A 13435-nucleotide genomic window follows, 5' to 3' on the forward strand; every position below is an offset into this window, starting at 1 on the left:
CGGTTTCCAGAAGTGCCAACGTATGGCGAATTTTGTGTGAAATCTACGTCAAATTACTGATTATCCTCATCCAACACTGGATCATGCTCACCGGATTGTGGGAAATACCCCAGCGCAGCCTCACCAAAGGTGTTCAAGCCATTCAGGAACAGGCTTCCCATCTTGCCGCCTGCATCGCTGAGCGACGCAGCTTGATAAAATGCCTCAAGCAACTGGCAAAACTCTTCGCTTCTTCAACCGCTTGCCGACAAAACAAACGGAGGAAAAAACCTAATAATTGGATGAGATTACAGCAAGTTAGGGAATGGAGGGCTTAAAGTTGATGCGTATAGGGCATGGATGTGATGACCCCGCATTATGGGGATTATTATCAAGGCAATGGCACACCCCACGATGCAGGTAGCCCCAATCCAATCGTATTCATGGTCATTCCAGCCAAGTCTAAATTTACCTTTCATGTAACAGCGGATACGCAACGGCTGAAGGATGTGCAGAACTGGCAAGCACTGATGCAAACAGCCTTTAACCACGCTTTCAAATGGCTGGGGTTTGGGGCAAAAACAGCCGTAGGTTATGGGGCGATGCAAATAGTTGGTGCAAAGCAAACATCTGCAACAACAACGTCAACGCCATCATTCCAAACCAATGAAGAACGCTGGGAAAAGTCCACCTTCCAATACCAAAAAGGTAGTGGCGAAATCACCGCAACAGGCAACAAAAAGCGGGCAACAGTACGCGGTGACGATGCCAAGGCATTGTTCGTAAAGCTACCGGATGACAAACGTAAACTGTTGGAAAAACAACGCTTGGTAGCAACGGCTGTGGTTAAGAGCCAAGGCAATATGAATGTGTTGTTTGATATAGTATGATGCACTATATACCCTATATGGCTTTACAAACCCCACATGAATGACGCATCATGCCAGAATCGAAAGCAAAGCTGCTCCACAAGTTCCGCCAAGCCTATGGTGACGGGATTATCGAAGGTGTGGTATGGGAAGTTCCAACACCTGTACCGCCTTCTGAACACCCGTACAAATACCGTCTGGTTTACATCGTTGAAGGTAAACGTGTCATCGGTTACGACAACGAACGTGGCAAAGGCGACCATAAACATATGGGGGTGCTGGAAGTCGCTTATGTTTTCAAAAATGTACCAACACTATTGGCAGACTTCAAACGTGACCTAGAGGGGGCAATATCATGAGCCATGTACTACACGTCGAAATTCAACCCGCCACCGCTGCCCTCGACGCCTTCGGCGCAACCCTGCAACAGCTCGAAGCAGGTCAAGCCGTCACGCCCCATTTCAGCATCGGCTTTGAAACCGTGCCGCAGTTCGCCAAGGTCTTCACGCCCAAACGCTGGGAGTTGATCAGTGAACTCAAGAAACTCGGCGCAGTTTCCATCTACGAGCTGGCAAAGCGGCTGGATCGGCATTACCGCAATGTGCATCAAGATGTCGCCTTGCTCAGCGAATGGCTGGTGATCGAGAAAGATGAACACGGCAAGGTCTTCGTGCCTTGGGATGAGATTGATGTGCGGTTGCCGTTACAGGCTGCTGCTTAACAACCAACGATACAAAGGATAACCCCATGCGCCTAATCAGCTTTCTTGGTCTTGGTGAAGCCAAGCGTGACCCAGATGGAAAACCAACGGGTGAGTATGTTTACCAGCCTACCACTTACCGCTTTAACCAAGACCCTCAAACGGATATTAACGACACTTGCTATGTGGTGAGGGCAATTACACAAGGCTATGTCATTGAGGAAAAAGGCACAGGCTCGCACAAGGTAAAAGAGGTTGTATTGCTGGCAACCGAGCAGGCAGAAAAGGCACATTTGCATAAAATTCTTGCTGAATTTGAGGCACATCAACTACCACAACCGCGTGTTGTGCGTGTTCCTTTTGGGTCAAATGCCGAACAGCAGTGGGAGCAATTCAATACAATTTTGGAAAATATCCCTCAAGGGAATGATAAAAAGGTTATTTTTGATATTACCCACGGCTTCCGCTCGCAGCCTTTCTTTGCTGCGGCGGTGATCAACTATGTTCGTTCAACCCGTAACATAGAAGAGATACCCGACATGCGTATTCTGTACGGCGAATATAACCGTGAGAAACGTGCCTCTGATATTTGGGACATGAGTACCTTTATCAACCTATTGGATTGGTCAAGCAGCCTGCAAAGTTTCATGAAAACCGGGCATGGCGCAGGTTTGGCAACGCTGGCACGTCAGGAAAATGCGGCTATCCAAAAGGCGGGGCAAGGCGAGCGCCCCAGAACCTTGGCGAGTTTGGCGGAGTCCATCCGTGCGTTTTCGGACAATATTTCCACGGTGCGCGTGCCGCAAATCATCACGGGCAAAGAGCGTGGCAGCGCCAGCGATGTACTTGCCAAGATTGCGCAAAGCGAAGCCGAAGTGCGTACCCATTTCATGCCGTTGTTCCCAGTGTTGGAACAGTTGCAAGCCAAGCTGCAAGGCATTCCGGCGGATTCGTTGTTTAGCCCACAGGGGCATCAGGCGATGTTGGAGCTGGCAAAATTGTATGTCAGCTACGAACGCTACCCCGAAGCGGCGATTGTGTTGCGCGAAGGCTGGGTTTCGCTGTATGCGGAAACACAAGGCGCAGATGAGCAACAATTGAAACCCGATGTCCGCAGCAATATGGAAAGCCGCTGGAATGCCGCCGAAGGCAAAGACTCACCAGAGCGGATTGCCGACCAGATACGCAATGTCAGAAATGACATCCAGCACGGTGGTTTTAAGGAAAAAGATGCGCGTAACCCTGCGAACAGTTTGATTCGAGACTTGCAAATACTGCTCGACAAATTTGAAGCAAAACTGAAGGCGTAATTGTCAACGGTTCGTTTAAAGGCAGTTGTCGGGCTGAAGCCCGACCTACAGTCAGCCACAATCCTTAACTTTAAGGTAGGGATCAAATCGAGCACTGATAGCAGCAAAACTGCCGAATAATCCTTCCATTTTTCAAAAAATCATTGTAAAATCAGCGAACTAACACGCAAAACCTGAGCGTGTCGTTTCTTTAAAAACTTATCTTGTCGCATTTTTGTCCAAGGCAACTTTTTATACAGTGAATTTCCTGCTAAGAGCCTCTGTAACCCATTGATTCAAAAGGTCGATTAGACACGAGCCTTCTGAAGACCGCCCTGATTTAAAAGGGATTAAGACGCAACCGCATTGGGGTTTGACTGTGAAGGAAGTTTCTGAAGACCGCCCTGATTTAAAAGGGATTAAGACTCTTTCAACACATTCTTTAAATGTTTGCATAATATTCTGAAGACCGCCCTGATTTAAAAGGGATTAAGACGCAACCGCATTGGGGTTTGACTGTGAAGGAAGTTTCTGAAGACCGCCCTGATTTAAAAGGGATTAAGACAATTAACGAAGGGTTTAGAAAGAAAGTTGAAACTTCTGAAGACCGCCCTGATTTAAAAGGGATTAAGACTGTTGTGAGACATCATCTGAACCACAAAAATGGCATTCTGAAGACCGCCCTGATTTAAAAGGGATTAAGACGCTCCACTTTGTACCGTCTGGTGATGTTCCGCTTCTTCTGAAGACCGCCCTGATTTAAAAGGGATTAAGACTTAACACATCAATATAATGCCCGTTACGAATGTTTCTGAAGACCGCCCTGATTTAAAAGGGATTAAGACGCTTTTGTTCATTGGTGGCGTTCCCAATTAGATTCTGAAGACCGCCCTGATTTAAAAGGGATTAAGACCAACGAATAAGACACGCTTACCGTGACTTGCAAGAAATTCTGAAGACCGCCCTGATTTAAAAGAGTATCGTCTTAATATTGATAAAACTTTTTGATCAGTGATGACTGCTGAGCTTTTACCAAACCATCCGTGATGATGATATTGTTGATCTGAAGCTGTATAATTACATTGTCGTTACCATAACGGATTTGTCAGGATGCAAGAGCGTGATTGGAAAAAGTTTGTAAAAATTAAACAGACGGCTTTCGATAAATTTTGCACTCAAAGCCTGCAAGAGTTATCAGAACTTATTAATAATTCAGCAGAACACCCGTATGACCGTTTGCAATTGGCTCAAAAATTTCTGAAAGAAAAAAACACCAGAATGCACCAGCTATTTGATGCTCATAGCCGAAACCAAGCAACATTACAGTTACTCATGATACGCAATGCAGGTTTACTAGATGAAGTTTTATTGAGCACGTTATCGAAAGATTTACAGGAAAATACCAAGCCACAGTCATGGAGTGACTACTGTCCAGATTAAACCAATACCTCTCCTTTAAAGCATTAGCTTGCTGATAATGATAGGTGTGATGTGTGGCGGGAACTTGATCCGGTCATCATTGATAACACCCTCCTGTTCCCGCACTTCCAGCATATCGCCTTCGTGCAGGTTGAGGCGTTTGCGCAAGGCGGCGGGAATCGTCACCTGATATTTGCGTTTCACCTGAACATAGGTCACGGGCATCACCTAAACGTTAGAAAGTTGGAAAGTCAAACTTAACTATTGAGTCTAGGCGTTTGTTGGCAAGGGTCAATAAGCATTGAAGACGCATTTGTTACTGAGTAAAATTACTCAACAAACTGAGTAATTCGGAGAGTCACATGCACCAACGCCCCCAACTGGCGCTGCTTACCAGCCGTTTGCAGCAACCACGCCGTTTCCTTTTCCCAATGTGACCCCTCTGGTGGTAGGCACAGGCGGCATTCCGCTGGAGGTGTTTTTGAGTACGCCCGTACAGGTGTGGTTGGCTTAAACCAAGACTTCGGTTTTCCACTCTTTCACCGTTGTGGTTTCACTGCTGAAATTGATTCCCACCAACACCTTCGAGCGCGAATCAGCACGGTATTTTTCCGCGTACCCCTTGTCCTTGATCTGCTGCATCGCTTTATCAGCACTCTTATCCAGTTTGAACTCAATGACATAAATATGCGTCGGGGTTTTTACTAGGCAGTCCAGCCGCCCGTCATTGGTGTTGACTTCACTGTCGGTGTATTGCCCCAAATAGAAAAACACCAGATAAATCAGGCTATGGTAATAATGCTCTGCCTTGGCGATGAAAATGTGCGAAGGGATGGTTTTGAAAATGCTTTTCACCAGCTTAATGACCCGCTCCAAATCATTGGCAGCAAAGGCTTGGTGCAATTCCACCACCATCGGGCTACTCATCGGGGTATTCAAGCAACGTAAATCACTGATAATGTAATCCAACAGGGATTCACGTACTTCGCTATTGGGATAATCCAGCGTATATAGCCCAAATGACTGTTGGGCTTTAATCGTCAGGTAGCCAGTCTGGAACAGGATGGGCAGTGCCTGTAAATACTCAATATCGTAGCTGGCAAAAGTGCGCTCATGCACGGTGAGGTTATCCAGCTTATACAGATTTTGTTCGCGCAACAGTTTCAGCAAAAAGGTCGGCGTGCCGGTTTCAAACCAATAATTGCGGAATTGCCCATCGCTGAAAAAGTTCAGGATGGAGAATGGGTTATACACACGGGTACGCCCATCCCAACTGTAGCCGTTATACCATTCGCGCAGTTTATCGAGCAATTCGGGGCGGGTCATGCCTTGGTAGTCTTCGGCTTCGGGCATGTAGGGGGTGAAATAGTGTTCCAATTCTGCTTGGGTGTAGCCTGTTAGCGCCGCAGCGTGCCGGTCAAACGTCAGGTCTTTGAGGTGATTCAAATCAGAGAAAATCGACACTTTGCTGAACTTTGACACGCCCGTGATCAGCAAAAATTCAAGATAGGGGTCGCTATCCTTAATCACCGAGTAAAAGGTTTTCATCACCTGTTGATTGGCTTTTGCCAGTGGAATATCGTCGAGGTAATCAATCAGCGGCTTGTCGTATTCGTCGATTAATAACACGACTTTGCCATATTGGGTGGCGAGTTTTTCCAATAGTTCGGCAAACTGGCTTTTCGCGGTATTACTGAGAAGCGCTAATTGATAACGATTGGCATGGTATTGCAGCCCCTCTTGCAAGGCCACCTCCAAGCCTTTGCCTTGGTAATCCAGCTTGTTGATAGAAAGTTGCACGACTGGATGCACGTTGTTCCAGTCCCATTGGTCTTCAATCCACAAGCCGCTAAACAACTCGCGCTTGCCCTCGTAAACAGCATCGATGGTGGAAAGTGTCAGTGATTTACCAAAGCGGCGTGGGCGCGACAGGAAGTAATACTTGCCGGTGCTGATCAAGCGGTGGATTTGCGGGGTTTTATCCACGTACAGCATGTTACGGGTGCGTAATTCGCTAAAACTTTGAAGGCCAATGGGTAATTCAGGGCGTTTGTTCATGTAAAGTTCTCCTGCTGCCAATCGTCTACCGTTTTGGTTTCACTGCTGAAATTAATGCCGACCAATACCTTCGGGCGCGAATCAGTACGGTATTTTTCTGCGTAACCCCTGTCTTTAATCTGCTGCATTGCCTCATCCGCACTTTTATTCAGCTTGAACTCAATCACGTAAATATGCGTCGGGGTTTTCACCACACAATCCAGCCGCCCATCATTGGTATTCACTTCGCTTTCGGTGTACAGCCCCAGATAATGGAACACCAAATGGATCAGGCTGTGGTAATAGCTTTCCGCTTCCTTGATGAAAATATGCGAGGGAATGGTTTTGAAAATGCTTTTCACCAGCTTAATGACCTGCTCCAGATCATTGGCGGCAAACGCACGGTGTAACGAAACCACCGTCGGGGTGCTGCTGATGGTGTCATCGTGGCGCATTTCCGCAATCAAATACGCCAGCATCGCAGCACGAACTTCACGGTTGGGGTAGCCGAGGCGATACAAACCGTATTCCAGCTTGGCTTGTATCGTGAGATAACCTGTCTGGAATAACACTGGCAACACTTGCAGCTTTTCGATGTCATAAACCGAAAAACCCATTTCGTCGAGTTCCACCTGATCCACGTCCAGCATGTTCTGGGCTTTCATCAGTTTGGGGAGGAAGGTGGGTGTGCCGGTTTCAAACCAGAAATTACGGAAATCACCCGCACTGAAGAAATTGAGAATGGAAAACGGGTTATACACACGGGTACGCCCATCCCAACTGTAGCCGTTATACCATTCGCGCAGTTTGTCGAGCAGTTCGGGTTGCGTAATGCCTTGGTAGTCTTCAACTTCGGGCATATACGGGGCGAAATAGTGTTCCAACTCAGCTTGGGTATAACCGGTCAACGCGGCGTAATGGCGGTCAAGCGTCAGGTCTTTGAGGTGATTCAGGTCAGAAAAAATCGACACTTTGCTGAATTTCGACACACCAGTGATCATCAAGAATTGCAGGTAAGGGTCGCTATCCTTGAGTACCGAGTAGAAGGTTTTCATCACCTGCTGGTTAGTTTTTGCCAGTGGAATATCGTCGAGGTAGTCGATCAATGGTTTGTCGTATTCGTCAATGAGTAACACCACTTTGCCATCACGTTGGGCGAGTTTGCGAATCAACTCATCAAATTGCCGGTCAATGGTTTTCGCTTGTAATGCAATCCCTAACGTTTCACTCATCACCTGTAGTTCTGCTGCAATCGCTGCTTCTAACCCCAAGGTACGGTAGCCGATGCTGCTGAAAGACAGATGGATGACTGGATGTACCTTGTTCCAGTCCCATTGGTCTTCAATCCACAAGCCGCTAAACAACTCGCGCTTACCCTCAAAAATGGCGCGGAGGGTAGAAAGTGTCAGCGACTTGCCAAAGCGACGCGGGCGCGACAGGAAGAAATACCCCGCAGCATTTAACAGCCGATGGATATACTGAGTTTTGTCCACATACAGCAAGTTATCAGTACGCAGCTTTTCAAAATCCTGGATGCCAATGGGTAATTCGGGGCGCTTGCTCATGTGACAACATTCCTTCGGGTTGATGCGCCAAGTATAGCACGACAAGCTTGCCAACCTCGCGCCGCCCCCTGCCCTGCATTACACTGCGGTTTTGCCAAACACAGGGGAAACCATGACCACTTACTTCATCTCACGCCACCCCGGCGCAGTCGATTGGGCGGAATCGGAAGGCTTTCACGTCGATGAACGGCTGGCGCATTTCGATGTGGCTATCGTGCAGCCGGGTGACAGAATCCTTGGCACCTTACCGATCAATCTGGTGGCGGAAGTGAATGCACGGGGCGGCGAGTATTTCCACCTGACGCTGGAACTGCCTGCCGATGCGCGGGGTAAGGAGCTGACGGCGGAGGATATGCGTACCTACGGGGCGCGGCTGGAAGGCTATGCGGCACAGAAACATTAGGGCAAAAACCATGTCACACATACTCGTCACCATGCTCGGCAAAGCCGCCAGCAATTACCGCGAAGCTACCTATGCCTTTGAAGGTGGCAGTCATCGCACTTCACGCTTTTTCGGTCTAGAACTGTGTAAACATATTCGCCCTGACAAACTGGTCATTCTCGGCACGACAGGCAGCATGTGGGATAACCTGTTGCTGGAAACAGCCCTCAGTGAACAAGTGGAACTGGAAGAAGCCTTGCTCACACTGGGGGAAGCTGCCCAACAAGACAAGGTGCAACAAGCAACCCTTGACCAGTTGGCAATACACTTACAAGCTGTGCTGGGCATTCCTTGTGAATTGCGCCTGATTCCTTACGGGCGCACCCAACCAGAACAAACAGCCACCTTGGAAATACTGGTCAATTGCTTTGCCGACAATGACACGGCAACGCTAGACGTGACACACGGTCTGCGCCATTTGCCGATGTTGGTTCAACAAAGTGCTTTGCTATTGCAAACCCTGAAAGATGTGCAGATAGCAGGCATTTACTATGGCGCACTGGATTTGACCCAAGCCGATATAACCCCGGTCATGCGGCTGGATGGTTTGCTGGAAATTGACCGCTGGACTGAAGCCCTGACCCATTACGACAAAACCGGGGATTATGCCGTATTTGTCACATTGCTGCGTCAATCAGGCATCAGTCAAGCAGCGGTCGAAAGTTTGCAGGATGCGGCATTTTACGAACAAACCAATAATGTGCATCAAGCACGCGGCAAATTACGCGATTTCCTCAGCAAACTCCGTGAAGAAGAAAGCCGATGCAGCCGCCATGCAGTGTTGTTCCTGCCTGCCCTGAAACAACGTTTCGCATGGGTCAATGAAGACAAATTACACCTGCGTCAAACGGCTGTGGCGTGGTTAGCATTGGAACATGGCAACTTGTTACGTGCCTGCATCTACGGTTTTGAAGCGTTCATTACCAAACTGACGCAAGAACAAGGCGGTAAGCCCGATAGCTTTGAGGAGCGTAAATACACTAAAGACCAATATGAAACGCGCAAACCATCAGCGACGTGGAGTGATTACAAATTGTTGCGTGAAATCCGTAACCAGCTTGCCCATAGCAGTACCCAGCGCAATGCCGACGTGGTGAAGGCCGTATCAAACCGTGCGGAACTGACCCGCACACTACATCACATCTTCACGACCTTGATTCCTAAAACTCACGGCTAACTGACAAGCTTGTCATTGCCGACTTCTTCCCCTGTTTGCGGCATGATGTTCCAAAGACCCTCACCCCAACCCCCCTCTCCCATAGGTAGAGGGGCTAAGAAAAACAAGCTCTTGCCCCCCTCTACCTCCGGGAGAGGGGGCTGGGGGGTGAGGGTTCTTCAACGTCAAACAGGGGGCTACCATGCAAACACTACTCGACATCATCAACACCATCCTCGACCCGCTCGGTATCGTTATCGGGCTGATCCTCGCCATTCCGGTGTTCTGGACATGGTATCAGGTGGTGTGGGGCAATCGCCGCCGTTACCGTCAATACCTGCAAGCTATCCGCACGGCTCCGGGCAATCGCCCTGCCATCCTCATTATCGACTTGTTGCCGGGGCGCAATATCCGCGCGGCGGTGGAAAACTATTGCCAGCAACACGCCAACCTTGCCGCGATTCCGCGTGAACGCATTTTTTACCTACAACGTGACGGGCTGGGCGTGTATCAGGTGGATGCGTTCAAGGCCAGCGTGCGCCAGCAAGTCGGGGAAATGTACGCGCAAGGGGTTGACCGCATCCACTACTTCCACGCAGGCCCCAGCATGGCAGCGGCAATGGTCGGCGCGGAACTCAGCAACGGTTGCCCGGTATTGCTGTATCACCATGAGGGCAACGGCTACCACGGGTTTGGCTTGCTGAAACTGCCTGCAACATCGCTGTTTAGTGGGGTGGAATATGGCGGATAGTCAACGGGTGTTGTACCTCGCGGCGTATGACGTGAGTGACGCGGGGCGGCTGCGGGCAGCGTTGCATTGCGTGCGGGCGTATGCCACGGGTGGGCAAAAATCGGTGCATGAGGTGTGGTTGACGGATGCGGAAAAAGGCGAATTGCTGGGCGATATGAGCTTTATTCTGCATGACGCTGACGACAGTTTCCTGCTGATTCGGCTGGATGTGCGACAGACAGTGCATACGTTGGGGCTGGGGGTCACGCCGGTTGACCCGGACTGGTTTTATTTGGGGTGAGAAGAAAGACCCCCTTCCCCAGCTCTTCCCCCGCAAGGGGTGAAGGGAGTAAGAATTAGGAGACGATCATGACCACACTGTATATCGACCATAAGAATGCTGCGTTGGCAGTGGAAGGCGCAACGCTGGTGGCGCGGTTGGGTGAGGTGCGTCAGCGCCCGGTGCCATTGGCGTTGCTGGAGCGGGTGGTGTGCCTTGCGAATGTGCAACTGGATACCAGCGTATTGGGGACATTGGCGGAACACGGGATTGCGTTCAGCGTTGCCAGTCAGCGCAAACCGCAGCGGCGGGCGGTGCTGTTGGGCAGCGGGCATAACGATGCCAGTATCCGTTTGCTGCATTACCGGCTGGCGCAGGATTCGACCTGGCGGCTGGCGTTTACGCGGCAGGTATTGGCGGCAAAATTCGCGGCGCACTTGCGTTTGTTGGATGAGATGCTGGTGGAGCGGGCGGATCAGCGTAAGGCGTTGACGGATGCGCAGCAGCAATTGCGGGCGCAATTGGCGAATCTGGCAAGCGCGGAAAGTTTGGCATCGTTGCTGGGGATGGAAGGCGCGGCGGCGCGGGCAATGTTTGGTGCATTCGCGGCGGTGTTGCCTGTGGCGTTGGGGTTTGCGGGGCGTAAGCGGCGACCGCCACCTGATCCGGTGAATGCTACCTTGTCGTTGGCGTATACCTTGCTGCATAACCGGGCGGTGCAGATTATCCACACGCATGGGCTGGAGCCGTTGCTGGGGTTTTATCACGAAACCAGTTTCGGGCGGGAATCGTTAGCGTCGGATTTGATTGAGGTGTGGCGACCGCACATTGATGCGTGGGTGTGGGAATGTTTTCGCACCCAGACCTTGCGCGAACACCATTTCAAGATGGATGTGAACGGCTGCTTTTTGGATAAGGCGGGGCGGCAGGTGTTTTTTGCGAGTCTGGAAACGCGCTTGCGTCCGTTGGGGCGGGCGATGCGCTGGCAGGTGCGGGGCTTGATCAAAGCAATGCGGGAATGGGAACAGGGGGAGGTGACAGCATGACGGCAGCGCGTAAACCATTGTATTTGGATGTGGCGCAGGCGAATGCGGTGCTGTTGGATGAGGTGGCGTTGCGGGTGCAAGCGCATGAGCAGGCGGATAGTTTTTACCCGTTACGGCGCATTTCACGGGTGGTGGTGACGGGCAAGGTGGAGTGGGAAACGGCAGCGTTGCTGGCGTGTTTGGAATACGGGATTCCGGTGGCGTTTCGCGGGCGCGATGGGGTGCTGGTGGGGCATTGTTTGAGTGATCGCAGCAGCCAAATTTCACTGGAGGCGTTGTTGCACGCTTGCGCGGATGATGCAATGGGTGATGCGCTGTATCAGCAGTGGCGGGTGCATGAGGAAAGCCGCTGGGTGCAACGCATGGCGCGGGCTTGCCAACGTCCGTTACTGGGGTCGGTGGCGCAGCGGGTGATGGCGCAGGTGGAACCGTTGGTGCAGGCGCAATTGCCGTGCCGGTTTGCGGTGTTTGTGGCGCAATTGCAAGCGCCGATTGCCAGCCATGTGAGTGAGGTGCTGGCGGTGTATGGGTTTAGTGACAATATCCAGTTGCCGTTGACGCGGCGGGTGCATCTGTCGCGGGATGTGGAAAAGCTGTTGCTGTTGGAGGCGTATTGGCTGGTGGTGCGTGGCGATGTGCCGCAGGTGTTTGCGGATAAGGGCTTGCGTTACAGCATGGTGCATTTTTACGAAACGCATCATGGGCATTTTGAGGAACGCGCACGGGTGGCGTTGAATCGCTTGTGGCGCTTGTTGAAACATCAGGAGGCGGACTAATGGCGCATCGACGTTTGCCGCATATTATTGCGTATGATATTGCTAACCCGAAACGGTTGGGGCGGGTACACCGTTATTTGAAAAAGATTGCGTTGCCGTTGCAATATTCGGTGTTTTTGATTGAGCTGGATGGGGAACGGCGCGAGAAGGTGTTGAAGCATTTGCGCACCTTGATCCACCCCAAGCAGGATGATATTCGGGTGTACCCCTTGCCGAATGAACCGGAATGGGTGATGTTGGGTAAGGCGTTGTGGGGCGATGGCTTGCTGGTGACGGGGGCGAAGTTGCCTGCGGAAGTGCGCTATAATCGGGATACATTGTAGATCGAGGCGTAATCATCATGTTGGCAGTAAAAATGGCATTGGATAATGCGGCTTATATCACCGAGGCAGAATACTTGGAAGGTGAAAAACTTGCGGAAGAACGCCATGAGTATGTGGATGGCGTGGTGTACGCGATGGCGGGAACAAGTCGGCGACATAACAGTATTGCGTTCAATATCGCTTTCAATTTACGTCTGGCTTCACGCGATAAACCTTGTGACATTCACTTATCTGATGTCAAAGCTAGGGCGCAACGTTCCAAAGCCTATTACTATCCAGATGTGATCGTGAGTTGCGAGCAAGATGAAGCGGATGAATATTATCTGGAAAAACCGTGTTTGATCGTGGAAGTTACCTCCAAATCCACTGAGTGGAAGGATTACGCCGAAAAGCTGATTGCCTACCAAAAGCTGGCATCGTTGCAGGTTTATTTGATTGTAGCGCAAGATCAACCACTGGTAACAATGTACTACAGCGATGCAGAAACGGGCTGGGAAGTGGCGCGGTTTGATGATCTGGAACAAGCGCTCACGTTGCCCTGCCCTGACTGCACGTTGACACTGGCGGAGATTTACGAAGGGATTGATTTTACCCAGCCTGCTGAATAATCCTTCCATTCGCCGCTAAATCATCGTAAAATCAACCCATTAACACGCGAAACCTGAGCGTGTCGCTTCTTTAAAAACTCACCTTGTTGCATTTTCGTCCAAGACAACTTTTTATACAGTGAATTTCCTGCTAAGGGTCTCTGTAACCCATTGATTCAAAAGGCTGATTAGACACGAGCCTTCTGAAGACCGCCCTGATTTAAAAGGGATTAAGAC

General features: G+C 50.3%; 17 protein-coding genes and 1 CRISPR repeat array. Of the genes, 13 read left to right on the top strand and 4 right to left on the bottom strand.

Annotation, left to right across the window (positions count from 1 at the left end; all coding sequences use genetic code 11):
* Positions 1–53 precede the first annotated feature (53 nt).
* A complete protein-coding gene (locus tag BLV87_RS19545) occupies positions 54–212 on the bottom strand; it encodes a hypothetical protein (RefSeq protein WP_175517813.1) in 159 nt (52 codons plus the stop codon).
* A gap of 123 nt (positions 213–335) precedes the next feature.
* On the opposite strand from BLV87_RS19545, the gene cmr6 reads away from it, so the two are divergent.
* The 5 genes from cmr6 to BLV87_RS17250 all read left to right on the top strand — a co-directional run bounded on the left by cmr6 (position 336) and on the right by BLV87_RS17250 (position 4277).
* Positions 336–869, top strand: coding sequence for a type III-B CRISPR module RAMP protein Cmr6 (gene cmr6, locus BLV87_RS17230; RefSeq protein WP_093070690.1), 534 nt, complete (start codon positions 336–338; stop codon positions 867–869).
* A gap of 50 nt (positions 870–919) precedes the next feature.
* The gene (locus BLV87_RS17235; RefSeq protein WP_093070692.1) at positions 920–1207 is read left to right on the top strand and encodes a toxin-antitoxin system TumE family protein; all 288 of its coding nucleotides are present in this window, start codon (positions 920–922) and stop codon (positions 1205–1207) included.
* A complete protein-coding gene (locus tag BLV87_RS17240; protein ID WP_093070693.1) occupies positions 1204–1569 on the top strand; it encodes an HVO_A0114 family putative DNA-binding protein in 366 nt (121 codons plus the stop codon). Before BLV87_RS17235 ends, BLV87_RS17240 begins: the two co-directional genes overlap by 4 nt.
* A gap of 26 nt (positions 1570–1595) precedes the next feature.
* Entirely contained in the window at positions 1596–2858 is a 1263-nt protein-coding gene (csx2, locus tag BLV87_RS17245) for a TIGR02221 family CRISPR-associated protein (RefSeq protein ID WP_093070695.1), read from the top strand.
* A gap of 300 nt (positions 2859–3158) precedes the next feature.
* Positions 3159–3750: a CRISPR direct-repeat array (repeat unit 36 nt; unit sequence TTCTGAAGACCGCCCTGATTTAAAAGGGATTAAGAC).
* 197 nt (positions 3751–3947) lie between these two features.
* Positions 3948–4277, top strand: coding sequence for a hypothetical protein (locus BLV87_RS17250; RefSeq protein WP_093070697.1), 330 nt, complete (start codon positions 3948–3950; stop codon positions 4275–4277).
* Positions 4278–4292: 15 nt separating this feature from the next.
* Here the strand turns inward: BLV87_RS17250 and BLV87_RS17255 are convergent, their stop codons facing one another.
* From BLV87_RS17255 to BLV87_RS17265, 3 genes are all read right to left on the bottom strand, one after another.
* Positions 4293–4475 (bottom strand): AbrB/MazE/SpoVT family DNA-binding domain-containing protein, encoded by a 183-nt coding sequence (locus BLV87_RS17255; protein ID WP_139282222.1) that lies wholly within the window; start codon positions 4473–4475, stop codon positions 4293–4295.
* A gap of 291 nt (positions 4476–4766) precedes the next feature.
* A complete protein-coding gene (locus BLV87_RS17260; protein ID WP_093070701.1) occupies positions 4767–6314 on the bottom strand; it encodes an ATP-binding protein in 1548 nt (515 codons plus the stop codon).
* The gene (locus BLV87_RS17265; RefSeq protein ID WP_093070702.1) at positions 6311–7858 is read right to left on the bottom strand and encodes an ATP-binding protein; all 1548 of its coding nucleotides are present in this window, start codon (positions 7856–7858) and stop codon (positions 6311–6313) included. Before BLV87_RS17265 ends, BLV87_RS17260 begins: the two co-directional genes overlap by 4 nt.
* 112 nt (positions 7859–7970) lie before the next feature.
* Between BLV87_RS17265 and csx16 the strand changes: the two genes are divergently transcribed.
* The 8 genes from csx16 to BLV87_RS17305 all read left to right on the top strand — a co-directional run bounded on the left by csx16 (position 7971) and on the right by BLV87_RS17305 (position 13219).
* Positions 7971–8261 (top strand): CRISPR-associated protein Csx16, encoded by a 291-nt coding sequence (csx16, locus tag BLV87_RS17270; protein ID WP_093070704.1) that lies wholly within the window; start codon positions 7971–7973, stop codon positions 8259–8261.
* A gap of 10 nt (positions 8262–8271) precedes the next feature.
* A complete protein-coding gene (gene csx2, locus BLV87_RS17275) occupies positions 8272–9477 on the top strand; it encodes a TIGR02221 family CRISPR-associated protein (RefSeq protein WP_175518040.1) in 1206 nt (401 codons plus the stop codon).
* A gap of 181 nt (positions 9478–9658) precedes the next feature.
* The gene (locus BLV87_RS17280; protein WP_093070708.1) at positions 9659–10207 is read left to right on the top strand and encodes a hypothetical protein; all 549 of its coding nucleotides are present in this window, start codon (positions 9659–9661) and stop codon (positions 10205–10207) included.
* Complete coding sequence (locus BLV87_RS17285) at positions 10197–10487, top strand: CRISPR-associated endonuclease Cas2 (RefSeq protein WP_093070709.1); 291 nt, start codon at positions 10197–10199, stop codon at positions 10485–10487. The genes BLV87_RS17280 and BLV87_RS17285 overlap by 11 nt, the downstream gene beginning before the upstream one ends.
* A gap of 68 nt (positions 10488–10555) precedes the next feature.
* Positions 10556–11512, top strand: a complete 957-nt coding sequence (gene cas1, locus BLV87_RS17290; RefSeq protein WP_093070711.1) for a CRISPR-associated endonuclease Cas1 — start codon at positions 10556–10558, stop codon at positions 11510–11512.
* Positions 11509–12288 (top strand): CRISPR-associated endonuclease Cas1, encoded by a 780-nt coding sequence (locus BLV87_RS17295; RefSeq protein ID WP_175518042.1) that lies wholly within the window; start codon positions 11509–11511, stop codon positions 12286–12288. The genes cas1 and BLV87_RS17295 overlap by 4 nt, the downstream gene beginning before the upstream one ends.
* The gene (cas2, locus tag BLV87_RS17300) at positions 12288–12611 is read left to right on the top strand and encodes a CRISPR-associated endonuclease Cas2 (RefSeq protein ID WP_093070714.1); all 324 of its coding nucleotides are present in this window, start codon (positions 12288–12290) and stop codon (positions 12609–12611) included. The genes BLV87_RS17295 and cas2 overlap by 1 nt, the downstream gene beginning before the upstream one ends.
* Positions 12612–12628: 17 nt before the next feature.
* Entirely contained in the window at positions 12629–13219 is a 591-nt protein-coding gene (locus BLV87_RS17305) for a Uma2 family endonuclease (RefSeq protein ID WP_093070716.1), read from the top strand.
* The last annotated feature ends 216 nt before the right edge of the window (positions 13220–13435 follow it).

It is taken from the genome of Thiothrix caldifontis (genome assembly GCF_900107695.1).
Lineage (GTDB): Bacteria > Pseudomonadota > Gammaproteobacteria > Thiotrichales > Thiotrichaceae > Thiothrix > Thiothrix caldifontis.